Source organism: Roseateles aquae (assembly GCF_032337115.1).
Lineage (GTDB): Bacteria > Pseudomonadota > Gammaproteobacteria > Burkholderiales > Burkholderiaceae_C > Roseateles_C > Roseateles_C aquae.
Window position 1 is genome coordinate 46,991 of the sequence record NZ_JAVXZY010000012.1, and the last position, 24,263, is coordinate 71,253.

General features: G+C 67.3%; 24 protein-coding genes. 14 read left to right on the top strand and 10 right to left on the bottom strand.

Features of this window, described 5'->3' with window-relative positions:
* The first annotated feature begins 86 nt into the window (after positions 1-86).
* Positions 87-566 carry an Lrp/AsnC family transcriptional regulator gene (locus RQP53_RS22110; RefSeq protein ID WP_315652877.1) on the top strand — a complete coding sequence of 160 codons (480 nt, stop codon included), beginning with the start codon at positions 87-89 and terminating at the stop codon, positions 564-566.
* Between the two features lie 22 nt (positions 567-588).
* Here the strand turns inward: RQP53_RS22110 and RQP53_RS22115 are convergent, their stop codons facing one another.
* Positions 589-945 carry a MerR family transcriptional regulator gene (locus RQP53_RS22115; RefSeq protein WP_315652878.1) on the bottom strand — a complete coding sequence of 119 codons (357 nt, stop codon included), beginning with the start codon at positions 943-945 and terminating at the stop codon, positions 589-591.
* 98 nt (positions 946-1,043) lie between these two features.
* On the opposite strand from RQP53_RS22115, the gene RQP53_RS22120 reads away from it, so the two are divergent.
* The gene (locus RQP53_RS22120; protein ID WP_315652879.1) at positions 1,044-1,889 is read left to right on the top strand and encodes an alpha/beta hydrolase family protein; all 846 of its coding nucleotides are present in this window, start codon (positions 1,044-1,046) and stop codon (positions 1,887-1,889) included.
* A gap of 9 nt (positions 1,890-1,898) precedes the next feature.
* Here RQP53_RS22120 and RQP53_RS22125 read toward each other — a convergent pair whose 3' ends face one another.
* Positions 1,899-3,236, bottom strand: a complete 1,338-nt coding sequence (locus RQP53_RS22125; protein ID WP_315652880.1) for an APC family permease — start codon at positions 3,234-3,236, stop codon at positions 1,899-1,901.
* 9 nt (positions 3,237-3,245) lie between these two features.
* Positions 3,246-4,154 carry a hypothetical protein gene (locus tag RQP53_RS22130; RefSeq protein WP_315652881.1) on the bottom strand — a complete coding sequence of 303 codons (909 nt, stop codon included), beginning with the start codon at positions 4,152-4,154 and terminating at the stop codon, positions 3,246-3,248.
* Between the two features lie 120 nt (positions 4,155-4,274).
* Between RQP53_RS22130 and RQP53_RS22135 the strand changes: the two genes are divergently transcribed.
* Together RQP53_RS22135 and RQP53_RS22140 are read left to right on the top strand one after the other, a co-directional pair.
* Positions 4,275-4,493 (top strand): TOBE domain-containing protein, encoded by a 219-nt coding sequence (locus tag RQP53_RS22135; RefSeq protein WP_315652882.1) that lies wholly within the window; start codon positions 4,275-4,277, stop codon positions 4,491-4,493.
* A gap of 12 nt (positions 4,494-4,505) precedes the next feature.
* The gene (locus RQP53_RS22140) at positions 4,506-5,105 is read left to right on the top strand and encodes an RBBP9/YdeN family alpha/beta hydrolase (protein ID WP_315652883.1); all 600 of its coding nucleotides are present in this window, start codon (positions 4,506-4,508) and stop codon (positions 5,103-5,105) included.
* Positions 5,106-5,122: 17 nt separating this feature from the next.
* Here RQP53_RS22140 and RQP53_RS22145 read toward each other — a convergent pair whose 3' ends face one another.
* From RQP53_RS22145 to RQP53_RS22155, 3 genes are all read right to left on the bottom strand, one after another.
* Entirely contained in the window at positions 5,123-5,632 is a 510-nt protein-coding gene (locus RQP53_RS22145; protein ID WP_315652884.1) for a GNAT family N-acetyltransferase, read from the bottom strand.
* Between the two features lie 63 nt (positions 5,633-5,695).
* Positions 5,696-7,069, bottom strand: coding sequence for a sensor histidine kinase (locus RQP53_RS22150; protein WP_315652885.1), 1,374 nt, complete (start codon positions 7,067-7,069; stop codon positions 5,696-5,698).
* Positions 7,066-7,737, bottom strand: coding sequence for a response regulator (locus RQP53_RS22155; RefSeq protein WP_315652886.1), 672 nt, complete (start codon positions 7,735-7,737; stop codon positions 7,066-7,068). The genes RQP53_RS22150 and RQP53_RS22155 overlap by 4 nt, the downstream gene beginning before the upstream one ends.
* A 228-nt stretch (positions 7,738-7,965) precedes the next feature.
* On the opposite strand from RQP53_RS22155, the gene RQP53_RS22160 reads away from it, so the two are divergent.
* A complete protein-coding gene (locus RQP53_RS22160) occupies positions 7,966-9,024 on the top strand; it encodes a PEP-CTERM sorting domain-containing protein (protein ID WP_315652887.1) in 1,059 nt (352 codons plus the stop codon).
* Between the two features lie 9 nt (positions 9,025-9,033).
* Here the strand turns inward: RQP53_RS22160 and RQP53_RS22165 are convergent, their stop codons facing one another.
* Positions 9,034-9,921, bottom strand: coding sequence for a dienelactone hydrolase family protein (locus RQP53_RS22165; RefSeq protein WP_315652888.1), 888 nt, complete (start codon positions 9,919-9,921; stop codon positions 9,034-9,036).
* 268 nt (positions 9,922-10,189) lie between these two features.
* On the opposite strand from RQP53_RS22165, the gene RQP53_RS22170 reads away from it, so the two are divergent.
* The 4 genes from RQP53_RS22170 (at position 10,190) to RQP53_RS22185 (ending at position 14,652) form a co-directional block, all read left to right on the top strand.
* The gene (locus RQP53_RS22170; protein ID WP_315652889.1) at positions 10,190-10,678 is read left to right on the top strand and encodes a rhodanese-like domain-containing protein; all 489 of its coding nucleotides are present in this window, start codon (positions 10,190-10,192) and stop codon (positions 10,676-10,678) included.
* Positions 10,679-10,778: 100 nt separating this feature from the next.
* The gene (epsC, locus tag RQP53_RS22175) at positions 10,779-11,759 is read left to right on the top strand and encodes a serine O-acetyltransferase EpsC (RefSeq protein WP_315652890.1); all 981 of its coding nucleotides are present in this window, start codon (positions 10,779-10,781) and stop codon (positions 11,757-11,759) included.
* Positions 11,760-11,816: 57 nt separating this feature from the next.
* Positions 11,817-12,746: a family 2A encapsulin nanocompartment shell protein gene (locus tag RQP53_RS22180; RefSeq protein ID WP_315652891.1), complete on the top strand. Its 930-nt coding sequence runs from the start codon at positions 11,817-11,819 to the stop codon at positions 12,744-12,746.
* A 16-nt stretch (positions 12,747-12,762) separates the two neighbouring features.
* On the top strand, positions 12,763-14,652 hold the full coding sequence (locus RQP53_RS22185) for a family 2A encapsulin nanocompartment cargo protein cysteine desulfurase (RefSeq protein WP_434064139.1): 1,890 nt from the start codon (positions 12,763-12,765) through the stop codon (positions 14,650-14,652).
* Positions 14,653-14,741: 89 nt separating this feature from the next.
* Here RQP53_RS22185 and RQP53_RS22190 read toward each other — a convergent pair whose 3' ends face one another.
* From RQP53_RS22190 to RQP53_RS22200, 3 genes are all read right to left on the bottom strand, one after another.
* Positions 14,742-15,035 carry a hypothetical protein gene (locus RQP53_RS22190; protein WP_315652893.1) on the bottom strand — a complete coding sequence of 98 codons (294 nt, stop codon included), beginning with the start codon at positions 15,033-15,035 and terminating at the stop codon, positions 14,742-14,744.
* A 92-nt stretch (positions 15,036-15,127) separates the two neighbouring features.
* Positions 15,128-16,312 (bottom strand): trans-sulfuration enzyme family protein, encoded by a 1,185-nt coding sequence (locus tag RQP53_RS22195; RefSeq protein WP_315652894.1) that lies wholly within the window; start codon positions 16,310-16,312, stop codon positions 15,128-15,130.
* A 26-nt stretch (positions 16,313-16,338) separates the two neighbouring features.
* Positions 16,339-17,724, bottom strand: coding sequence for a cystathionine beta-synthase (locus tag RQP53_RS22200; protein WP_315652895.1), 1,386 nt, complete (start codon positions 17,722-17,724; stop codon positions 16,339-16,341).
* 332 nt (positions 17,725-18,056) lie between these two features.
* Between RQP53_RS22200 and RQP53_RS22205 the strand changes: the two genes are divergently transcribed.
* The 5 genes from RQP53_RS22205 to RQP53_RS22225 all read left to right on the top strand — a co-directional run bounded on the left by RQP53_RS22205 (position 18,057) and on the right by RQP53_RS22225 (position 24,225).
* Positions 18,057-18,899 carry an ABC transporter substrate-binding protein gene (locus RQP53_RS22205; protein ID WP_315652896.1) on the top strand — a complete coding sequence of 281 codons (843 nt, stop codon included), beginning with the start codon at positions 18,057-18,059 and terminating at the stop codon, positions 18,897-18,899.
* Between the two features lie 126 nt (positions 18,900-19,025).
* The gene (locus tag RQP53_RS22210; RefSeq protein ID WP_315652897.1) at positions 19,026-19,724 is read left to right on the top strand and encodes an amino acid ABC transporter permease; all 699 of its coding nucleotides are present in this window, start codon (positions 19,026-19,028) and stop codon (positions 19,722-19,724) included.
* Between the two features lie 12 nt (positions 19,725-19,736).
* Entirely contained in the window at positions 19,737-20,483 is a 747-nt protein-coding gene (locus RQP53_RS22215; protein WP_315652898.1) for an amino acid ABC transporter permease, read from the top strand.
* Complete coding sequence (locus tag RQP53_RS22220) at positions 20,480-21,223, top strand: amino acid ABC transporter ATP-binding protein (RefSeq protein ID WP_315652899.1); 744 nt, start codon at positions 20,480-20,482, stop codon at positions 21,221-21,223. The genes RQP53_RS22215 and RQP53_RS22220 overlap by 4 nt, the downstream gene beginning before the upstream one ends.
* A gap of 281 nt (positions 21,224-21,504) precedes the next feature.
* On the top strand, positions 21,505-24,225 hold the full coding sequence (locus RQP53_RS22225; RefSeq protein ID WP_315652900.1) for a TonB-dependent receptor plug domain-containing protein: 2,721 nt from the start codon (positions 21,505-21,507) through the stop codon (positions 24,223-24,225).
* Positions 24,226-24,263: the final 38 nt, after the last annotated feature.

The window sequence follows — 24,263 nt, forward strand, 5'->3', positions numbered from 1 at the left end:
ATCAAGATCGCTGAGAAAACCGTTTGCCTGAGCCGATATTGATCAAACAATGGAAGAAAATTGGCGATTTCCACCTTTGACCCGTGATGGCATCCGGGCCGGCCACCATGGACCGCATCGACATCCAACTCTTGGAACTGCTGCAACGCGAGGGCCGCCTGGGCGTCAGCGAGCTGGCGCAACGGGTGGCGCTGTCGGCCAGCCCCTGTGCGCGCCGGCTCAAACGGCTGGAGGACGAGGGCTTCATCAGCGGCTACCGCGCGGTGCTGGACCGCAAGCAGCTGCAGCTGGCGACCACGGTCTTCGTCAATGTGCGGCTGATGCACCATCGCGAGGATGCGGTGCGCCTGTTCGAGGCGGCGATGCAAGCCATGGCCGAGGTGGTGGCCTGCCATGTGGTCTCCGGCGCCCACGACTACCTGCTTGAGGTGGTCGTCCGCGATCTGCCGGACTATGAGCAGATCGTTCGCAAGCTGCAGGCCCACCCGATGGTGCAGGACATCACCAGCAACTTCGCCATCCGCTGCGTCAAGAGCGAGGCGCCGCTGCCGCTGAAGATGCTCTGAGCGAGATGGTCATCGCTTGGGGTCAGGTCTTGCCGGGCGCGTTCAGCCGGGCCAGCATCTCGTCAACCCGCTGCAGCCGCAGCTGCTCCGCGGCCAGCCGCTCGGCGATCTGCGCGCGTTTGGCCTGCAAGGCGGCGATCAGATCCGGGCAGTGATCGGGCGGCTGGCGTAGATGCGGCAGGGCCGCGCGGATTTCGTCCAGCGTGAAGCCGATCTCCTGGGCGCGGCGGATGAAGCCCAGCTCGACCAGGTTGTGGGCCTCGTATTCGCGGTAGTTGTTGGCGCCGCGGCGCGGCGGCGAGATCAGGCCGATGCGCTCGTAGTAGCGCAGCGTGTCGCGGCTGAGGCCGGCGCGGCGTTCGATCTCGGCAATGCGCATGGCGGTGAGGCAGGGCGCGAAAAAAGCGCTTGACTGTGGAGTCGGCTCCACATCTTAAGCTGGCCGAAATGGACTGCACTCACATCAACGAGCCTCACGTGGAAGAACTCACCATCACCTGCGCCGATGGCCGCCCGCTGGCCGGCCGCTTCTTCAAGGGCAGCGCGACGCCCAGCCGCGGCCTCCTGCTGATCAGCCCGGCCACCGGCGTGCCGCAGCGCTTCTACACCGCCTTTGCGCGCCACTTTGCCCAGCGCGGCTGGGATGTGCTGAGCTGGGATGTGCGCGGCATTGCCGCCTCGCGCCAGGGCCCCGCCGCGGCCGACGCGGCCCGGCTGCGCGACTGGGGCCAGCTCGATCTGGAGGCGGCGCTGCAGCACGCGCATCAGCGGCTCGGCTACGACTGGGCGCAGATCTGCCTGCTCGGCCACAGCTCGGGCGGCAATCTCAGCGGCCTGGCACCGTCGCTGGCGCGGCTGCCGCGGATGGCGCTGATCGCCAGCGGCACCTGCCACTGGCGGCTCTACCCCAAGGCGCAGTGGCCGCGCCTGTTGCTGGCCTGGGGCCTGGCGATGCCGCTGCTCTTGCGCCTGCTCGGCCATGTGCCAGGCTGGGCCGGCATCGGGCAAGACCTGCCCCCCGGCGTGGCGCGCGAATGGCGGCGCTGGAGCCTGATGCCTGGCTATCTGTTCAGCGAGCCGGGCCTGGACACGGCCGGCTATGCGGCCTTTCGCGGTGAGTTGCTGGCGCTGTCGGTCAGCGACGACCGGGGTTTCGCGCCGCCGGCCACCGTACGCGATCTGCTCCATCGCTTCAGCGCCGCGCGCATCCAGCATCGCGAGTTGCAGCCTCGCGCCCATGGCCTGCGCCGCATCGGCCATTTCGGCTTCTTCCGCCAGCCGCAGCTGTGGCCGGAGCTGGAGGTCTGGCTGGCCGCTGGCTAACTCATACGATCAGTGCCTGCGGCCGAGCACGGCCAGCAGCAGCGCACCGATGGCCAACACCGCCACACCGACCAGCGCCCCGGCGCTGACATAGACCAGGCTGGCCCACAGCACATAGGCGCTGCAGCCGGCGAACAGCAGCGGCAGCAGCGGGTACAGCGGCACCTTGAAGGGCCGCGGCACGCTGGGCTCCCGCTGGCGCAGGCGCAGCAGGGCCAGGCCGCTGAGCGTCATGAAGAACCAGTAGACCGGCGACAGGTAGTCGACCATGGTCGAGAAGCCGTCGCGGGTGAAGGCGCCGAAGGCCACCAGGGCCAGCGCCACGCCGCTGGTCGCCAGCAGCGCCGCCAGCGGCGTGCCGCGGCGGGCGTCCCAGCGCGCCAAGTGCAGCTCGGCGGCCAGATCGCGCGCCGCGGCATAGGTGGTGCGCGGCGCGGCGATCAGCACTGCGTTCATCACCGACAGCGAGGTCAGCGTCACCAGGCCGACCATCAGCAGCTCGCCGGGCCGGCCGAAGGCCAGGCGCATCAGCGCTGCCGCCGGCGCCTCGCTGTTGGCCAGTCCGGCCAGGCCCAGCGCGCGCAGATAGGCCCAGTTGGCCAGCAGGTAGAGCGCCATCACCAGGGCCAGGCCGCCGAGCAGCGCGCGCTGGATGCCGCGGCGCTCGTCGCGCACCTCAGCCGACAGCGTGGCCGCGTCGCTCCAGCCGCCATAGGCCAGGAACACAAAGACCATGGCCTGGCCCCAGTCCGGGCCAGCGCCGCGATCAAGACTGAGCGGCGTCTGCGGGGGCAGGTCTTGCCAGGCCAGGCTGGTGCCGCCCAGACCGAGCAGCAGCAGGGCGCTGATCACCACACCCATCAGGCCCAGCTGCGTGCCCAGGCCGACGCGCACGCCCAGCGCATTGAGCAGGGTCAGCAGCCCGATCAGCGCCGCCGCCAGCCAGGCATTGGCATGGCCGCCCAGCCAGGGCCGCAGGTCCAGCACCTGGGCCAGGTAGTCGGCGAAGACATAGGCCAGCAGCGCCATCGAGCCGGTGTGGATGACGGCAAAGCGCGACCAGGCGAACAGAAAGCCCAGGCGCTGGCCAAAAGCGCGGCGCAGGAAGTGGTAATCGCCGCCGGGATCGGGAAAGGCCGCCGCCAGCTCGGCAAAGCACAGCGCACCGATGAAGGACAGCAGGCCGCCCAGTGCCCAGGCCAGGTAGAGCTGGGTGTCGCTGGCCAGCGCCTCGGCCACCATCGGCGAGGTCTTGAAGATGCCGGCACCGACGACCATGCCCACGCACAGGGCCAGTGCATGGCGGGTGTCGAGCTGGCGTTCGGGGCGGGCGTTGGTGGGCTGCATGCAAAGTGGCTAGGGTTTGGCTTGCGAAGCCGCCACGCCACGCAAGCGCTGTGCGTGGTAGGCCTCCAGCCGATCGAGATAGCGGGCGCGCGTTTCCGGCGTCATCCAGCGATCAAAGCTCTGTCGAAGCGCGGCAACGCCTTTGGGGGTGCGCAGCAGCGCGTCGATCTTGACGAGGGCCTGCCTGCCCCAGTCATTGCGCACGCAGGCGATCGCCGCGACCAGCGGCTCGCCGATACCCTGGATGGGGAGTGCAAGCAGCTCCTGCATCGTGCCGGACTGTTCGCGTTTGCGGCTCAGCGTTGAATCGAACTCGATCGTGTAGTCGGCCCGGCCGATCTGCACCATCTGCAGCAGGCGCTCGCCAAAGTCCCGCGGCGTGTAATAGCTCAGTGCCGACGGCGGGGCCTGGCTCAGCAGCGCGTCGAGCTTCGGGCCATAGCTGCGGCCTTCGATCAAGGCGCCGTGCCAGGACGGTAGGCGCAAGAGCTGGGCCAGATCGACCTCGCCCTGCGCATTGCGCGGCAGCTCGCCGATACGGCTGCGGGGTGCAATCAGCTGCACCGGCGGATAGAGATTGGTGTCGAGAAAGTAGGCGATGGCCTCGCGTTCGGGGGTACGCAAGGCGACCAGAATGCAGGCCTTCTCAGCCGAGGCCATCAGCTTCCAGCGGCGCCGCACCGTGGCCACCAGCAGCTCGTGATGTTCCTCGGGCCAGTGCTGAATCAAGTAGTCGGTCAATGGCCGCAGCAGGTGTTTATCGGCATTGGCCTTTTGCTGGGCCTCATCCACATCGAACTCGGGCAGGAGCCAGAGCATGGGTTCGGCGAGCGGCTGTTGCGCCCGCGAAGGCACGGCGACCAGGAGCGCAAGACCGGCGCCAGCCAGCAGGGCAGCAAGGTTGCGGGTGCGCATCATGGGCACAAGGATACCGACTGATGCCATATGCGGCCCGTGCATGTGAAGCTGCACTTCCCTTCCTTCCGCGATGAAGGCGGCCTGCCTAAGCTGTGGCCCATCCCGAGCAAGGAGCCCTGCATGAGCATCGCCGCCATCAATGTCCGCAACCAGTTCCGCGGCGTCGTCAAGGAGATCATCGAGGGACCAGTGGTCTCCGAGGTCGATGTACTGACGCCATCGGGCCTGATCGTCACCTCGGTGATCACGACACGTTCGGTCAAGGAGCTGGGCCTGCAAGTCGGGCGCGATGTGGTGGCCTTGGTGAAGTCCACCGAGGTCTCCATTGCCACGCTGTAAGGAGTTCCCATCATGGCCTACCGCCCCCCCCGTCTGCTGATCATTCCTGGCCTGCGCGACAGCGGGCCCACACACTGGCAGAGCTGGCTGCAGCAGCAGTTCCGCGATGCGCGCCGCGTGGTGCAGCGCGACTTCAGCAATCCGAATCTGCAGCGTTGGTCCGAACGCATCCAGACCACGCTGGAGCACGCCACCAGCGACGAAGCCAGCGACGAATGGATCGCCGTGGCCCACAGTTTTGGCGCGCTGGCCCTGGCCCATCATCTGGCCGAGCATGCCGATTCACCGATACGCCAGGCCCTGTTCGTGGCGCCGGCCGAGCCGGACAAATTCGGTCTGGCCGATTTCCTGCCGCATCACCGCCTGGCCATCCCGAGCACCCTGATCGCCAGCCAGAACGACCCCTGGATGAGCGCGGCCAGCGCGCGCCGCTGGGCCACGCGCTGGGGCAGCAGCTTCAGCAATCTGGGCGCCGTCGGCCACATCAATGCGGAGAGCGGCTTCGGGCCCTTCCCGCTGGCCAAGCGCTGGGTCGAGGCGGCCCGGGCACGTGCGGCGCGTGAGCACCGGCCCGAGCACGCCAGCTTCAGCGAGTGGTCTTTTGCGGTCTGAGGTCAGACGGATACGAATCAAGCGGCGGTGCTGAACAGCAGCAGCTCGCGCTGGTCTTCCGGGTGGTGGATCAGCCGCTCCAGCTGCAAACCCAGCCGTTTCAGCAAGGCCTGCGAGCGCAGATTGACGCGGCGGGTGGTGGCCAGGATGCGCATCAGGCCGAGGCGCTGCTGCGCATCAGCCAGCACGGCTGCGGCCGCCTCGTGGGCCAGCCCCTTGCCGGCATGGCGTTCGAGAAAGGCAAAGCCGATGTCGGGGGCGTCGAGGTAGTCACGCTGCGCCAGGCCGCACAGGCCAAGCGGCGCGCCGTCGCTCAGCCCTTCGACGACGTCAAAGCCAAAGCCATGGCGCTCCATCATCGCCATCGGCCCCTGGCGGATATAGCCCCTGGCGTCGGCCAATGTCCTGACACCGCGATCGCCGATGAACTGCAACCAGCTGGCTTGGTTGAGCAGCTCCAGCATGAAGGGAGCGTCGTCCTCGTTCATTGCGCGGACGCGCAGTCGGGCAGTCGTCAGCTCAGCCATGTCAAACCCTGGGTTGCGTTGGCGCGCATTATGCGCAATCCATGGCCTTGCCGATGGGCCAGCTCAGGCCAGCGGCAACAGCAGCCGCGCCGTCGTGCCCGGCTCGCCATGCACGAGTTCGATGTGCCCACCATGCTGGCGAGCAATCCGCTGCACGATGGCCAGGCCGAGGCCGCTGCCGCTGCTGGCCGGTCCGCGACCGTGGCGCTTGAAAAGCTGCTCGCGCAACGGCGCGGCAATGCCTGGGCCATCGTCCTCGACTTCAAAAAAGGCCTCCGTCCGCAACACGCCCGTGCGGACGGTGACGGTGCCGCCCTGGCGGCCGTGGACCAGGGCGTTGTCGAGCAGATTGCTGACCAGCTCGTGCAAGGCCTCGGCCCGCCCCTGGACCCAAGCCTCGGCCAGTTCAAAGCCGAGATCGATGCCGCGTGCTCGCGCCGCGTCGATGAACTCGCTGGCGCAGGACTCGGCCAGTCCGCGCAGGTCGAGCCGGCTCAACGATTCGCCGGCACTGGCGTCATTGCTGGCCATCGCCAGGCTCAGCACCTGAGCCACCATTCTTTGCATGCGCTGCAGCGCTGCTTCCATCAGCGACTGGCGGCGCAGGCTTGCGGCGCTGCCCGGCGCGGCGGCGTCGCGGGCCTGCAGCTGCAGCTGCAAGGCCAGATTGGCCAGCGGTGTGCGCAGCTGATGGGCGACGTCGCTGATGAAGGCCTGCTGGGCACCAGCCTGCTCGTTCAGTCGTGCCAGCAGGCCATTGAGCGCCCGGACCAGGCTTTGCAGCTCGCTCGGCAACTCGGCGGCGATGTCCAAGGCCTGCAGAGGTTCGCCATGGTTCTGGTCCAGCCGCCTGGCCAGCGCTTCCAGCGGTGCCAGCACCCGTTGGGTCACCAGAAAGACCGTCAGCAGCGCGGCCAGGCCCAAGGCCAAGCCCAGGGCCGCCGAGTTGCGCAGGATCTGAGCGGCGGCCTGCTCGCGCTTGTGGGTGGTCTCGGCAACCAGCACGCGGGCGCGCGATAGCGGACCCTGGCGGTCCAGGCGCAGGACCCGCAGCCACTGGCCGTGGCAATGCAATGACTCGGCCTGCGGTTCGACAGCCAGTGCCGTGTTGACGCAGCCGTTCAGCCAGTCTTCTCCCCAGACCAGCCGCTGCCCAGGATCGACAACGGCAAAGAACATCCGGTCAATGGCGTCGGTTTGCAACACCGCCTGGGCCGAGCTGGGAAGGTCGACGTCGAGGTCGCTGTCGCTGTCCAGTTCCAGCCGAGCCGACAAGGCAACCGCGGCATTGAGCAAGGCCTTGTCGAAGGCCTGATCGGCCAGCGCCAGGGCGGCCTGATGGTTCAGCCACAGCGCCAGGCCCAGGACGAGGATCAACGGCAAGGCCAGGCCCAGCACCAGACGCTGGCGAATCGAGCGCGACCGGCCCATGCTCATGGCCCCGCCTGCAGCAGCCGGTAGCCGACGCCGCGCACGGTGTCCAGCTGCAGCCCCAGTCCGTCGAGCTTCTGGCGCAGCCGTGACACCTGGGTCTCGATCGCATTGGCCGAGACTTCGTGGTCCCACTCGCTCAGGCTTTGCGTCAAGCGCCGCTTGGGCACGACGCGCGGGCTGCTGGACGCCAGCTCGAGCAGCACCGCCCATTCGCGCGGGGTCAGGGCCAGTGGCAGGCCGGCAGCGCTGGCCTGGCGCTGCGCGATGTCCAGGCTCAGCGCGCCGAGCTGCAGCGTCGCCGCATGCGCCAGGCTGTGACGGCGCGCCAAGGCGCGCAGGCGTGCCAGCAGCTCGGGCAGCACGAAGGGCTTGCCAAGGTAGTCGTCGGCACCTTCGTCGAGGCCACGCACGCGGTCCTGCCAGTCGGCGCGGGCCGTCAACAGCAGCACCGGCAAGCCGTCGCCACGCTCGCGCAGCCGGCGCAGCAGCATCAGTCCGTCCATATCGGGCAGGCCGAGATCAAGCACCAGCGCGTCATAGCAGGCGTCCTGCAACGCGGCCAGACCATGTGCACCGCGGCCGAAGGCGTCGACGGCATGGCCCTCGGCGCGCAGCGCCTCCAGCATGGCCTCGCGCAACGCCTCATCGTCCTCGATCAGCAGCAGTCGCATGGCTTCGGTCCGCAAGGGGTCGTGCCAGCATCATCGGTGGCGCGCCGGCCGCGGCGCAAGGCCTGTGGCTCGCGCGCCGCAGTGCCTGTCCCCTGAATCGGCAACACCAGCTCCCATCGACAGCATTTCGACAGCTTGCTCCGCCTAGCCTGTCAGACAGCTCCAGCCGCCGTGGCGGGCGACCGGGCCCTCCTCCCCGCTCAACTCTTTTGCTTGATGGAGAACATCATGTTGCGATTCACAACCGCCGGCCTCTTGCTGATGCCCACGCTGGTGCTGGCCACCAGCACCTTTGGTTCGTTGGCCAACTTCGACGCGGTCAACGACACCGGCCGAACTGCCCATGGTTTCGAGATCGAGCTGGAGGGCATAGACAGGAGCCAGATCAGCGATGTGTTCGGCTTGAACCGCAACTTCGGCACCGCCTCGCCCGGCGATGTCGAGCGCTACGGGCTGCCGCTGGTCGGCGATCTGCTCGATGGCAGCGGCAAGGTGATCGGCGTCAAGATCAGCTATCAGGCCAGCTACAGCAACGGCAGCTGGAGCGCCTCCACCGCCTCAGGCAGCTTCAACACGCCGGGCGAGAGCTGCTGGACCTTCGGCAACGTCAACTACCCCAATGTGCCCTGCGATCACTTTGGCGTCAGCACCCTGGGCGCGCCGACGGCGACCCGCTACAGCTGGCTGGTCGAGTCGGCCACCCCAGGCGTGCTGAGCAACGCCAGCGTCGCGATCCCGGCGGTCAACTTCACGCCGCCGGTGGCGCCAGCCGCGCCTGTCGTCGCGGTGATCAAGGCCCAGCAGATCGATCCGGTGGACCCGCGGGCCAATGCCTTCTGGGTCAAGATCGTGCAGACCACCTTGGCGGAGAACGCCGATCTGAACGAACTGCTCGGCGGTCATCATGCCTTCGAGAATCCAGCCATCGCGGCGCTCAATGACAAGAGCGAGATCGAGATCGAATGGCAGGTGCTGCAGCCCGGCTTTGTCGACGAGGTTTCGAAGTCGGTGCACCTCAATGGCGACGCATCGCTGGTGGTGCGCTACGAGTTCTACAAATACCTCGGCCGCTTCGATGACGAAGGCCTGGTCGACCCGATGAGCTCACAAACCCCGCATGGCAATGCGCTGAACGAGTGGGTGGGCGCCTATGTCGGCGAGCAGATCGCCGGCTTCAATGCGGTGCAGGCGGTGCCAGAACCGGGCAGCTGGCTGACGATGGCGCTGGGCTTGGCGGCGCTGAGCCTGCGCCAGCGCCGCTCAGGCAAGCCGGGCCGGTGTGCCTGAGCATCTGGGTCACGCCAGCCTGGCCTTGAAGAAGCCAATCGTCCGCGCCCATGCCAGGCCGGCGGCCTTGGCATCGAAGCGCGGCGTGGTGTCGTTGTTGAAGCCGTGCTGCGTGCCTTCGTAGACATGGGCCTCGTAGCTGACGCCGGCCGCCTTCAGCGCCTGCTCATAGGCCGGCCAGCCGGCGTTGATGCGCTCATCATTGCCGGCATAGTGGATCAGCAGCGGCGCCTTGATCTTGGCCACTTCGGCGGCCGGCGGCTGGGCACCGTAGAAGGGCACGGCGGCGGCCAGATCGGGGATCTGCGTGGCCAGGTAGTTGGCGACGCCGCCCCCGAAGCAGAAGCCAACCACACCGACACGGCCATTGCCCTCGGGCAGGCTCTGCAGCGCGCGGGCGGCGGCGACAAAATCGGCGCGCGTCTTGGCGGCGTCTAGCTTGGGGAAGAGTTCGCGGGCCTTGTCTTCGTCGCCAGGGTAGCCGCCGAGAGTGAACAAGGCGTCCGGTGCGAAGGCGATGAAGCCGTCAACGGCCAGGCGCCGGGCGATGTCTTCGATATGCGGGTTCAAGCCGCGGTTCTCGTGCACCACCAGCACCACCGGCAGCTTGCCACGGGCAGCGGCCGGCCAGGCCAGGAGGCCGCGCACCTTGCCATTGCCAGCCGGCGAATCGAATTCCTGGATGCGCGTCTTGATCCGGGCATCGTCGGGCTTGACCTGCTGAGCCTCGGCGAAGCGCGGCGTCAGCGCGGTGAGCGTGGCCAGTGCGGCTGCGGCGCTGCCGACATGGCGCTGCGCCTGGTCCAGAAAGCCACGGCGGTTGATGTCGCCGTGCACGTACTGGTCAAACAACTTCAGGATGGCGGGCGAGAAATCCTGGGCGCTCAGCTGTGGCATGAAAGGCTCCTGTCTCCGGTTGACGATCAATGGGGGCAATGCGCTGATGAGCAGCGCCGTCGCGCAGCCTAGGCCTGGCCTGCCGACCCACCAAGCACGCATTGCTCACTTGCTTATGCGCGGGCCAAGGGCGACGTCCATGCCAAGACGCTTTATATGCTCAACGTATAAAGATCGGAAGATTTGTCGCTTCTGCGCATGGCGGCTGCTTCATAAGCTGCAGGCATCGATTGGGCAGCCTTGCCCAGCTTGCCCCGGAGATCACCCCATGCCCGCCCTTGCCCCCGAACTCGAACCCGGCTCGCTGCTTGCCGAGCACCAGGCCCTGCTGGAAGCCGCGCGTGCCAGCGCCCGAGCCGCCGGCCTGCCCTATGCGGGCGGTGTGACGCCTCCGCAGGCCTGGGCGCTGGTACAGGCCGGTGCTGCGCAGCTGGTTGATGTGCGTTCCGGCGAAGAGCGCAAGTTTGTCGGCCATGTGCCGGGCAGCCAGCATGTGGCCTGGGCCACCGGCACCGCGCTGACGCGCAATCCGCGCTTTGTCCGCGAGCTGGAAGCCAAGGTCGACAAGACGGCGCTGGTGCTGCTGCTGTGCCGCAGCGGCAAGCGCTCGGCGTTGGCCGCCGAGGCGGCCGCCAAGGCCGGCTTCACCCAGGTCTTCAATGTGCTGGAAGGCTTTGAGGGCGAGCTGGATGCCCGGCAGCAGCGCGGCCACGCCGATGGCTGGCGCTTCCACGGCCTGCCCTGGCAGCAGGACTGAAACCCCGTCTCCACCGCCGTCTTTACTGCCGCCTGGGCGCCGCAGCCAGCGCCGATGGCGGCTGGCCGTTCGCCCATGAATTGCGCAGGAGTAGTCCGTCATGAACGCCCCTTTGCCCGGCCTGCTGCCGGCACACAAGCCAGAGCTTGAGCTGGAGCTTGATACCGTTGTGGCCGCGCTGCGTCAGGCCCGCCAGGACTGGCGCCTGAGCCTGCAGCGGCCGCGCGAGGCCGGCGGTCGCGAACTGCCTTCGGCCGAGGCCTTGGGCAATATCGTCGAGGGCCTGCGCGGCGCGCTGTTCCCGATGCGGCTGGGCCCGCCCGAGCTGCGCCAGGATGGCGAGGATTTCTACGTCGGCCACACCTTGAACAGCCAGCTGCACGCGCTGCGGGCTCAGGTCTTGCTGGAGCTGCGCTATGTCGCCCGCCAGCACGGCCACGGCCACGGCCACGGCCACGATGAAGCGGCACTGGCCGCGCAGGCCGCGGCGCTGACCCGCGATTTCGCCCACAGCCTGCCGGCCATACGCCGCCTGCTCGACAGCGATGTGCTGGCCGCCTACGAGGGCGACCCCGCCGCACGCAGCGTCGACGAGGTGCTGCTGTGCTACCCCGGCATCGCCGCGATGATCCATCACCGCATCGCCCACCGGCTCTACCAGCTTGGCGTGCCGCTGCTGGCCCGGCTGGTGGCCGAGCTCTCGCATGCGCGCACCGGCATCGACATCCACCCCGGCGCGCAGATCGGCGCCGGCCTCTTCATTGACCACGGCACCGGCGTCGTCATCGGCGAGACGGCCGTGATCGGCGAGCGGGTGCGCATCTACCAGGCGGTGACGCTGGGTGCGCGCAGCTTCCCGACCGATGGCGAGGGCCATCTGCAAAAGGGCCTGCCGCGCCACCCCATCGTCGAAGACGAAGTCGTCATCTACGCCGGCGCCACGATTCTTGGCCGCATCACCCTGGGCCGCGGTTCAACGATTGGCGGCAATGTCTGGGTCACGCGCAGCGTGCCACCGGGCAGCCACATCACCCAAGCCAATTCCCAAAACGAAGTGCAAGTGCAGCCAGGCAAGGCCTGACCCTGCGCTGCGCTTTCTGCATTTCATCACGCCGTCACGCCACCACAAGGAGCCCCTATGGCCGATATCCAGGAACCCCAACTCGCGCTCAGCGACTCCGCTGCGCGCCAGCTGGCCAATGCCACCAAGACCGTTCCGCAACTGTCGACGATCAGTCCGCGCTGGCTCGTACATCTGCTGCAATGGCTGCCGGTGGAAGCCGGCATCTACCGGCTGAACAAGGTCAAGAACGCCAAGGACATCCGCGTCGCCTGCGCCAAGCGCGACGAGAGCGAGCTGCCGCAGACCTTTGTCGACTACGAGGAGCAGCCGCGCGAGTACTTCCTGAATGCCGTGTCCACGGTGCTGGATGTGCACACCCGCGTCTCCGATCTCTACAGCAGCCCGCATGACCAGATCAAGGAACAGCTGCGCCTGACCATCGAGATCATCAAGGAGCGCCAGGAGTCCGAGCTGATCAACAACCCCGACTACGGCCTGCTCTCGGCCGTGGCCCCGGAGCAGGTGATCTACCCGCTGACCGGCGCACCGACGCCCGACGATCTGGATGAGCTGCTGACCAAGGTCTGGAAAGAGCCCGCCTTCTTCCTGACCCACCCGCTGGTGATCGCCGCCTTCGGCCGCGAATGCACCCGCCGCGGCGTGCCGCCGCCCACCGTCAGCCTGTTCGGCTCGCAGTTCCTGACCTGGCGCGGCGTGCCGCTGATCCCGTCCGACAAGGTTCCCGTCGCCGATGGCAAGAGCAAGATCCTGCTGATCCGCGTGGGCGAGAAGCGCCAGGGCGTGGTGGGCCTGTTCCAGCCGGGCCTGGCCGGTGAGCAGAGCCCCGGCCTGTCGGTGCGCTTCATGGGCATCAATCGCAACGCCATCGCCTCCTACCTGATCTCGCTGTACTGCTCGCTGGCGGTGCAGAGCGATGACGCCCTGGCCCTCTTGGATGACGTGGAGATCGGCAAGTACCATGAGTATCCAGATACTTACAAGTAAGGCCCCCGAGACGCCTGTGGCGTCGCCCCCCCAAGGGGAAGCGTTCGGCTTGGGGCGGCCCGGCGCCGAACAGCCCACTTCGATCGCCGACCTTGGCTTGCCCGATATCGGCACGCTGAGCCGTCTGGCCGGCGAGTTCTTCGCCGCCTTGCCCAATGGCGAGCCCAGCCCGAACTTCGTGGCCCAGGCCGCGCCGGCCAAGCCCGAGCCTGATCTGGACCTGCGCGACGACCTGACGCCGCAGCTGGATGCCGCACCGGCTGGTCAGGCCCACGCGGCCCAGGCACCGCGCCAGGGCGGCGTGGCCCAGGGCGTGCCCGAGGCCTATGCCGCGGCGCTGCCCTCGGCTCTGCCCTCGACCTCGCACCCCAAGGAACCGCAAGGCGGGGGCGCCCCGGCCAGCACTTCGCCGGGCGGCTATTACTTCGTCAACGAGGCCACGCATCCGGTGACAGCGGCCGCTGCGCCCCTGCCCGAGCCTGAGGACCGCATCACTGCGCAAGCCTTTGGGCTGCCTGGGCAGGACACGCTCAAGGCCCTGCTCGGCGGCGTGCACAGCAGCCAGCCCGGCACCACCGAGCTGAGCGGCAGCCGCGACGAAAGTGGTGGCTACTACTTCGTGCAGCCGGCCCAGGTGCAGGCCCATGAGGCGCGCGCTGGCCAGCCGCAGACGCAGCCTCGCAGTGCGCCCGGCGGCTTCGATGTGCAGGCGGTGCGGCGCGACTTCCCCATCCTGCAGGAGCGCGTCAACGGCAAGCCGCTGGTCTGGCTGGACAACGCGGCGACCACGCAAAAGCCTAGCCAGGTGATTGAGCGGCTCTCGTATTTCTACGAACACGAGAACAGCAATATCCACCGGGCCGCGCATGAGCTGGCGGCGCGGGCCACCGATGCCTATGAAGGTGCGCGCAACACCGTGGCGCGCTTTCTCGGCGCGGCCTCAAGCGAAGAGATCATCTTCGTGCGCGGCGCGACCGAGGGCATCAATCTGGTGGCCAAGAGCTGGGGCGCCAAGCACATCGGCGCCGGCGACGAGATCATCGTCTCCCACCTGGAGCACCACGCCAATATCGTGCCCTGGCAGCAGCTGGCGGCCGAGAGGGGCGCGAAGCTGCGGGTGATCCCGGTCGACGACAGCGGCCAGATCCTGCTCGACGAGTACCGCAAGCTGCTCAATCCGCGGACCAAGCTGGTGGCGGTCACGCATGTCTCCAACGCGCTGGGCACGATCACGCCGATCAACGAGATCGTCGCTCTGGCCAAAGCCGCCGGCGCACGCACGCTGGTGGACGCGGCACAGTCGGTCTCGCATCTGCGTGTCAATGTGCAGAGCCTGGGCGCAGACTTTCTGGTCTTCTCGGGCCACAAGGTCTTCGCACCCACGGGCATCGGCGTCGTCTACGGCCGCCGCGAGGTGCTGGAGGAGACACCGCCCTGGCAAGGCGGCGGCAACATGATCGCCGACGTGACCTTTGAGCGCACCGTGTTCCAGCCGCCACCGGCTCGCTTCGAGGCCGGCACCGGCAACATCGCCGATGCCGTGGGCCTGGGCGCGGCGCTGGACTATCTGCAAAAGCTGGGTCTGGAAAACGTGGCGAAGTACGAGCACGACCTGCTCGACTACGCCACCCACAAGCTGCTGCAGATCCCGAAAGTCCGCCTGGTGGGCACGGCCTTGCGCAAGACCAGCGTGCTGTCCTTCGTGATCCCGGGCCACAAGACCGAGGACATCGGCCGTGCGCTGAACGAGGAAGGTATTGCGGTGCGCTCCGGCCACCACTGCGCCCAGCCTATCCTGCGCCGCTTTGGCCTCGAAGCCACGGTGCGGCCGTCGCTGGCCTTCTACAACACCTGCGACGAGATCGACCATCTCGCCGCCGTGGTGCGAAGGATTGCCGGACGCTGAACGCGATCAGCCTTCAGGCCCACAGCCGCCGGCATGCGCTGCAGCCGGCGGCTTTCTCTTGCGCGCTGCCTGCCTGAGCACAAGCCGGCTCAGGGCTGCTTGGGCGCTTCGGCCTGCAGCTTGTCGATCATGGCTACCGCGTCCTTCAGCCCCAGGCCGGTCTGGCGCCGGTAGGCCTTGATCGCCTCGATGCGGCGCTTCGGGTCCTGGGCCAGCGCACGGACCTCGGCCGACGGCTCAATGAACTGCCCTTCGGTGATGCCCAGATGCTGCAGCAGCGCGTCAAGCTTGGCCTCGCTGCGACTCAGCCGTTCCTGAAGGTTGATGTGCTGGTAGGCCACATAGGCGATCACGGCCAGCACCAGGAGATAGGACTCGTGCATGCTTGTCTTTCAAAGCGATGGATGGCCGCGAGCATAGTGCGCGGCCTCCCGGTAGGGAAGCGGCCAGCGCCAGCACTGGCGTCGCTAAGCGCTCAGATGGCGGCCAGCCCGGCCGCCAGATCGCGCTGCAGATCGGCCACATCCTCGATGCCCACCGAGATACGCACCAGGGCATCGGTGATGCCCAGTGCGGCGCGCTTGTCGGCCGGGATGGAGGCATGGGTCATCAGCGCGGGCAGCGAGATCAGGCTTTCCACGCCGCCCAGGCTTTCGGCCAGTGCAAAGATCTGCACCCGCTCCAGGAAGCGGCGTGCGCCGGCCAGATCGGTGTCGAGCTGGGCGCTGATCATGCCGCCGAAGCCGCGCGTCTGCGCCTTTGCCAGCGCATGCTGCGGGTGGCTTTCCAGGCCGGGATAGTGCACACGGCGCACCTTGGGCTGCTCTTGCAGCCACTGGGCCAGTTGCAGCGCGCTGTCGCTGTGGCGCTGCATGCGCAAAGCCAGGGTCTTGAGGCCGCGCAGGGCCAGGAAGCTGTCAAACGGCCCGGCCACGGAGCCGACGGCGTTGTGCAGGAACTCCAGCTGCTCGCGCAGCGGCGCCTGGCGCGCTTCGCCGCCCACCACCACCACGCCGGTGATCACATCGCTGTGGCCGTTCAGGTATTTGGTGGCCGAATGCACGACCAGATCGAAGCCCAGTTCCAGCGGGCGTTGTGCCCAGGGGCTGGCAAAGGTGTTGTCGGCCACGGCATAGGCGCCATGCTCGCGGGCAATCGCCGCCACCGCACGCAGATCGGTCAGCTTGAGCAAGGGGTTGCTGGGCGTCTCGATCCAGATCAGTCGGGTGTTGGGCTGCAGCGCGGCGCGGATGTTCTCCGGATTGCTGCTGTCCACATAGGTGACGCTGAGGCCGGCGCTCTTCTTGCGCACACGCTCGAACAGGCGGTAGCTGCCGCCGTAGAGATCGTCGCTGGCGACGATGTGCGAGCCCTGGTCCAGCGTGTCCAGCACCGTGGCCATGGCGGCCAGGCCGGACGAGAAAGCAAAGCCCTGCACACCGCTTTCCAGATTGGCGACGGCGCGCTCGTAGGCCTGGCGTATCGGGTTGTGGGTGCGACCGTATTCGTAGCCCTGGTGCACGCCGGGGCTTTGCTGGCGGTAGGTGGAGGTGACGTAGATCGGCTGCATCACCGCGCCGGTCAGCGGGTCGGGCTGCTGGCCGCCGTGGATGGCGCGGGTGTCGAAGGCGAGCGCCTCTTGTGCTTGTGAATGACTCATGGTGTCTTGCTGTACTTCTTGAACGTTCAGGCCAGGCCCTTGCGGAGGTGGTTGAGCAGGTCGAAGCGGGTGACCAGGCCATAGAAGCGCTGCTCGTCGGCGATGACCGCGACCAGGCCGGTCTTCAGCTGCGCGCTGAGCCGCTCCAGGCTGGCGTTAGGAGGCAGCGTGCTGACCTCGGCGCTCATCGCGCTGGCCACGGCGTCGCCAAAGCGGCTGGCGTTTTGCTGCAGCCGGGCGAGCAGATCGGATTCATCGAGCAGGCCGACCAGGCGGCCCTGGGCCAGCACCGGCAGCTGCGAGATATCGGCCTGGCGCATCCGCGAGAAGGCGGTGGCCAGTGTGTCCTGCGGGCCGACGCTGATCACCGCGCCATCTTCGGCGCGGCGCGAGATCAGGTCGCGCAGATCGCCCTGGGCCTGGCGCTTCAGGAGCCCTTGGTCGAACATCCAGTGATCGTTGTAGACCTTGGACAGGTAGCGGGTGCCGGTGTCGCAGACAAAGGTGACGACACGCTTGGCCTCGGTCTGTGCGCGGCAGTAGCGCAGCGCGGCAGCCAGCAGCGTGCCGGTCGATGAGCCGGCCAGAATCCCCTCGGCACGGTAGAGCTCGCGTGCGGTGGCAAAGCTCTCGCTATCGCTGATGCTGAAGGCCTGGCGCACGCCCTGCAGATCGGCAATCGGCGGGATGAAGTCTTCGCCAATGCCTTCAACGGCCCAGGAGCCAGCCTCGCCGAAGGCGCCGGTGTCGATGTAGTCCTTCAGGATGGAGCCGACCGGATCGGCCAGCACCATCTCCACACCTGGCTGCACGCGGCGGAAGAAGCGCGACAGGCCGGTGATGGTGCCACCGGAGCCGACGCCGCAGACGATGGCATCCAGGCTGTGGCCGGTCTGCTGCCAGATCTCCGGCGCGGTGGTCGTCTCATGTGCCAGCGGGTTGGCCGGGTTGTTGAACTGGTCGGCGTACCAGGCGCCAGGAATCTCCTGCACCAGCCGCGCAGCGACATCCTGGTAGTACTCGGGATGGCCCTTGCCAACGTCGGAGCGGGTCAGATGCACCTGGGCGCCCAGGGCCTTGAGCTGCAAGACCTTCTCGGCCGACATCTTGTCCGGCACCACCAGGGCCACTTGGTAGCCCTTGGCACGCGCCACCAGGGCCAGGCCCAGGCCGGTGTTGCCGGCGGTGGCCTCGACGACGGTGCCGCCTGGCTGCAGCAGGCCCTGGCGTTCGGCGGTTTCGATCATGGCCAGGCCGATGCGGTCCTTGATCGAGCCGCCGGGGTTGTGGGATTCAAGCTTCAGGAACAGCTGGCAGGGGCCGGTGTCCAGCCGGTTCACCGGCAGCAGCGGGGTGTTGCCGATCAGGTCCAGCACGGCGGGACGCGGCTCCAGGGGTAGTCGAGCGGTCATGGATGAGGTCTTGCGATGAGGCAGCCGCAGGGGTGGGCGGCTGGTGTAGAGGTGAATCGCGACGGGCGGTTGTCGCCCAGCGCAACGCGACCGCGCACGTTAAGGCTCGGTTCGCCGGCGGCGAAGCGTGAATTCCTCATGAGCTTGTGCGCAGACGGTCGATGCATGGACTGGTGGCGCGGAACCCCGGCTTCGTCGACTCGGTGGCTGCATATAAGCGCCGGCTTTGCTGCATAAAACGAGCAAGCACATGCAGATCGGATCGTTGGTCGATCCTGGGGCTAACCCTAGCATTCACCGTCATCAGCTTTCACGAACCAGGAGTTCTTCCCATGCATCTGAATCGCCGCCTCCTTACCAGCAGCCTGCTGGCCCTGACCGCCAGCTTCCTGGGCTTGGGGCTTGCCCACGCCGATCAGCTGGACGACATCAAGAAGAAGGGCGAACTCGTCGTCGGCGTGCTCGGCACCGACGAGCCGAACAGCTTCATCGACCCGAAGACGCGCGAAATCATCGGCTACGAGGTCGATCTGGCCCAGGCCATCGCGAAGAAGATCGGCGTCAAGTTGCAGATCAAGCAGCTCGCCGTGGCCGCTCGCATCCCCGAGCTGCAGCAAGGCCATGTCGACCTGCTGGCCGCTTCGCTGACGCACAACAAGGAGCGCGAAGCGGTGATCGACTTCTCGCTGACCACCTTCGTCACCGGCCAGAAGGTGCTGGTCAAGAGCGACAGCGGCATCAAGAACGTTGCCGATCTGGCCGGCAAGAAGGTCGTCACCATCAAGGGCGGTACGCAGGAGCCGAACATCCGCAAGGCGGTGCCCAATGTCGACGTGGTGACCTTTGAAACCGGCCCGCAGGCCTTCCAGGCGCTGCAGCAGGGCAAGGGCGTGGCCTTTGTCAACGATGAGGTCTCGCTCTTGGACCAGCATGCCAAGCTGGGCGCCGCCCAAGCGCAGTACACCATCCTGCCGCAGAACCTCAGCGTCGAGCCGCTGGCACTGGGCATCAAGAAGGGCGAGAGCAAGTTCAAGGCACTGATCGACGGCGTGCTGCGCGAGCTGGAAAAGGGCGGCGAGGCCGAGAAGCTCTTCGTCAAGTGGTACGGCCCGGCGACCAAGCTGAAGTTCCCCAGCCGCACGTTCAAGATCGACAGCGACAAGGTGGAGGGCTGATCACGATCCAGCCATGAGCGACTGATCCTCGACACCAGATTCACACCAATGCACCGGCGTCTCTAGCGAGACGCCCCCACGCCTCAGTCGATCGATTGGGGCGTTTTTCACGCTATCCCCTGCCCCATGCCCCATCTCGACTTCACGCTGCTGCTGCAGGGCCAGTACCGTGACTGGCTGCTCAGCGGCCTGCTGGTCTCGCTGCAGCTCAGCGGGCTGACGCTGCTGGCCGCGCTGCCGCTGGCCACCGCCATCGCGCTACTGCGCCTGGCCCCGTCGCGGCTGGCGCGGGCGCTGGGCTTTGCCTATGTCGAAGGGGTGCGCAGCGTGCCGCTGCTGGTGCACATGCTGTTCTGGTACTTCGCGGCGCCGGAGGCCTTGCCGCAGGGCCTCAAGGCCTGGCTTTACGGCGGCAATATCGAGGCCGCTGCCGCGGTGATTGCACTGACCATCTACACCGCCGCCTACATGGCCGAGGACATCCGCTCCGGCCTGCGTGCCGTGCCTCATACGCAGCTGGAGGCGGCGCGCGCGCTGGGCTTCGGCTTTCTGCAAAGCATGCGCCTGGTGATCCTGCCGCAGTCGCTTCGCATCACGGTGCCGCCGCTGATCTCGCAGACGCTGAACCTGTGGAAGAACACCAGCATCGCCACCGTGATCGGCGCGGCCGAGCTGATGTACCAGGCTCAGCGGGTCGAGACCGCCAGCTTCCGCGGCTTCGAGACCTTTGCACTGGTGACGGCCGGCTATCTGAGCATTTCGCTGCTGATCACCGCACTGGCCCAGCTCTACCAATGGCGCTATCCGCTGCGCGTGGCGAGCTGAGGAGCTGCAACGATGCTTGAACTGATCGATACCTACTGGCTGTACTTCCTGATCGGCCAATACCCCAAGGGCCCGCTGGGTGGACTGGCCTTGACCTTGGTGCTGGCCACGCTGGGGCTCTTGCTGGCGCTGCCGCTGGGCGTGCTGCTGGGCGTGGCGCGGGTCAGCCCGCTGGCCTGGCTGCGCCTGCCGGTCACCGGCCTGGTGTTTGTGGTGCGCGGCACGCCGCTGCTGATGGTGGTGTTCTGGGCCTACTTCTTTCTGCCCAGCGTCACCGGGCACAAGACCGATCAGTTCAGCACCATGCTGGCGGCCCTGGTGCTCTTCGATGCGGCCTACCTGGCCGAGATTGTTCGTGCCGGCCTGCAGGCGCTGCCCAAGGGCCAGATGGAAGCGGCCCGCTCGCTGGGCCTGAGTTGGTGGCGGGCCTTGCGCCTGGTGCTGCTGCCGCAGGCGCTGCGCCATATGCTGCCCTCGCTGGTCAACCAGTTCATCTCGACGATCAAGGAAACCTCGCTGGGCACCATCATCGGCCTGTCGGAGCTGTCCTATATCGCCAACCAGATCAATGCCCAGGTGCTGGTCAAGCCGATGGAGGTGTATCTGACGCTGGCCGGCAGCTACTTCATCCTCTGCTTCGGCCTGTCGCGGCTGGCCTATGCGCTGGAGCGCCGGCTGAATGCCGCGCCGCGTCCGCTGCCCGAGCGCAGCGATGCCGGCTCGCCCGTCCCTTCACCACAAGGCCTAGCCCCCCAATGATTCGCTTTGACCGCGTCAACAAACGCTACGGCAGCTACGCCGCGCTGACCGACATCAATGAACAGATCCAGCGCGGCGAGGTCGTCGTTGTCTGCGGGCCCTCAGGTTCGGGCAAGAGCACGCTGATTCGCACGATCAACCGGCTGGAGCCCATCCACTCGGGCCGCATCCTGCTCGATGGCCAGGACATTCATCGCCCCGGCCTGGACGTCAACGCCTTTCGCTCCGGCATCGGCTTTGTGTTCCAGCAGTTCAATCTGTTCCCGCATCTGAGTGCGCTGGACAACTGCAGCCTGGCGCCGCGCCAGCTGCGCGGCCTCACGCGCGAGCAGGCCCATGAGCAATCGCTGGCCCTGCTGCGCCGGGTCGGGCTGGGCCACAAGGCCGATGCGCTGCCGGCCCAGCTCTCCGGCGGCCAGCAGCAGCGCGTGGCGATTGCCCGCGCGCTGGCCATGCAGCCGCCGGTGATGCTGTTCGACGAACCGACCAGCGCGCTGGACCCGGAGATGGTCGGCGAGGTGCTGGCGGTGATGAAGGACCTGGCCGCCGAGGGCATGACCATGGTCTGCGTCACTCACGAGATGGGCTTTGCCCGCGAGGTGGCCGACCGCGTGCTGTTCATGGACGCCGGCCAGGTGCTGGAACGCGCGACGCCGGCCGAGTTCTTCAACCGCCCGCAGCACCCGCGCGCCCAGCAATTCCTCAGCGACATCCGCACACCGTTTGCCCAGGCGGCCTGATGGCGGCCAAGCCGTTGATGCCAACTACCGCAACATCGCCGCTGCCCCTGCGCTGAGTACCCCCATCCGCCAGCGCCGGGCCGCGCGCCTGAGTTGTTTCGATATGAGTCAAGTGGCAGCGGCTTCATAAGCAAATCACCAATTCTTGCTTCCGGCATCTAAGTGGTATCCCTAGAGTAGCGCCCATGACGTCGCCGGCGAGCACAACGCCCGGCCTCGCAGGCCCGCCCGGCAACACGCTGGGCTGCGGCCCCGCCCACCCCCACAAGGAATCTCTCAAGATGCAGACCCTGTTCCCGAACAGGCTGGCGCCGCTCGCGCTGGCCCTGAGCCTGGCTTACGCGCTGCCGCAGGCGGCCCTGGCCCAAACCCCCGCAGCGGCCGAGGGCGGCACGGCGGCCGCCAAGTCCCTGGAACAGGTCGTCGTGACCGGTTCGCGGATCTCGCGGGCACGGGCCGAGGGGCCCAACTCGGTGACCGTGATCAAGAGCGAAGACCTGGACAAGCTTGGCTACAAGAACGTCGCTGACGCGCTGAATGCACTGACCGAGAACACCGGTTTCACCCAGGGTGAAGACTTCGGCAACACCTTCACGCCGGCGGCCAACGCGATCAGCCTGCGCGGCCTGGGCCCCAACCACACACTGACGCTGATCAATGGCCGGCGCATCGCCGACTATCCGACCGCCTACGAGGGCTCGGTCAACTTCGTCAACACGGCCAACATCCCCTCGGCGCTGATCGACCGCATCGAGATCCTCAACGGCGGCGCCTCGGCCATCTATGGTTCGGACGCGATTGCCGGCGTCGTCAACATCATCCTGAAGAAGCAGGCGCAAGACCTGACCCTCAACATCAAGGGCGGCGGCACCCAGCTGGGCGGCGGCGAGAACCTGCGGGCCCAGCTCAGCGGCGGCCTGCAGGGCGAGAAGTTGAGTGGCGTCTGGGGCGTGGAGCTGAGCGCGCGCCAGCCGATCTGGAGCCGCCAGCGCGACTTCATGGCCGACAACACGCTCAAGGGCGCGGCGCCAGGCGTGGTGTTCGGCCGCAAGGATGCGGCCAGCAACAAATACATCGCCCCGCCGGCCGGCAGCTGCGAGGCCAATGCCGGGCTGTTTGAGGGCTCGCTGGCGCCGGCCACGGCCAAGGCCGGCAGCTTCTGCGGCAGCGGCCGCACCTCGCCAAGCTACTGGACCACGCAGACCGGCAACACCAGCAGCAATTTCGCGGCGGTGCTGAACTACGAGCTGTCGCCGGCCATCGAGCTGTTCGCCGAAGGCCTCTTGGGCTTCAACAGCACCGAGAACAATACCCGCGGCCCGGCCTGGACCTCGGCCGCGGCCGGCCCCGGCTACTTCCGCAACAGCAATAGCGGCAAGCTGGAGATCTGGTCGCGCCGCATCGCGCCCGAGGAAATCGGCGGCGCGGCGCGCTTCAACCGCGAATGGCGCGACGTCTGGCACAACCTGGCGCTGGGCGCGCGCGGCGAGCTGGGGGCCGGCTGGAACTTCGAGGCGGTGTTCAACACCTCGGTCTATCAGAACGACACCCACACGCCGCGTCTGTTGGCCAATGTCGACGAGTTCTTCCTCGGCAAGCAGCAAGGCGTCGACGCCAAGGGCATTCCCATCTACGCGGCCGATGCCAAGCGGCTCTACAGCGCGCTGACACCGGCCGAGTTCGACAGCATTGCCGGCACCAGCGTCGGCCACAACAAGGCCTGGACGCACAACCTGTCGCTGAACGCCAGCGGCGAGCTGAGCCAGCTGGCCGGTGGCCCGCTGCGGGCGGCGCTGCTGGCCGAAGCCGGCAGCCAGGGCTTCAGCAATCGGGCCGATCCGCGCCTGGGCCAAGGGGTGTTCTACAACACCACGCAGCAGGCCGAGGTCAGCGGCTCACGCAGCCGCTACGCACTGGGCGCTGAGCTCAACGCCCCGTTCACCAAGCAGCTGACCGCCACGCTGGCCACCCGCTACGACGGCTACCGCTTTGCCGGCCGCAGCGATGGCGCGCTGACCTACAACACCGGCCTGGAGTTCCGCCCGACGAACGAGCTGCTGCTGCGCGCCCACCACGCGAGCAGCTTCCGCGCGCCGGACATGAGCTATATCTTCACCGCCGAGAGCCGCGGCTACTACGCTTCGTCGAGCGACTACTACCGCTGCGCGCAGGCCGGCCAGCCGCTGGACACCTGCGAGTTCGTCGACCTCTCGCCGGGCTTCAACTACGTCAAGACCGGCTCGCGCGATCTGAAGTCGGAAAAGGGCAAGTCCTGGGGCCTGGGCCTGGTCTGGTCGCCCAGCCAGCAGTTCGACATCAGCGTCGATCTGTGGAAGATCGCGATCAAGGATCTGGTCACCGATCTGGATTCCGACAAGATCCTGCGCGACGAGGCCGAGTGCCGCACAGGCAAGCAGGATGCCGGCTCGCCGAGCTGTGTGGACGCCGTGCGCCGCGTGCGCCGCAACCCGGCCGATGCCGTGGTCAAGCCGGGTGAGGTGATCGAGATCGCCACCAACCCGATCAACGCCGCGCGCCAGAGCACCCACGGCTTCGACATCTCGGCCAAGTACGGCTGGAAGACGGCCGACTGGGGCAGCTTCGGCGCCACCGCCAAGTACACCCGGGTGCAGGCCTACCACTATGCGCAGTTCGATGGCGACGTTGGCGCCAACCAGGTCGGCACGCACGACTTCAGCGATTGGCCCAGCAAGCTGATCACCACGCTGAGCTGGCAGCACGGCGCCTGGAACCACACGCTGACCGGCCAGCGCAACGGCAAGCTCTCCAGCGAGGACAAGAAGGATTGGGTCGGCCCGTACTGGAACTTCAACCTCAGCACCGGCTATCAGTTCAACAAGAAGAACAGCGTGAGCCTGATCGTCAACAACCTGTTCGGCGACATCCGCAAGGACCCGTCCGCCACCTGGCCCTATTACCCGGTCGGCTACTACCTGCCGCACGGTCGCCAGTTCTGGCTGGAATACAACCGGGTGCTGTGATCGCCGGCTGAACGGCCGTCTGGTCTTGCAGGCCCTGT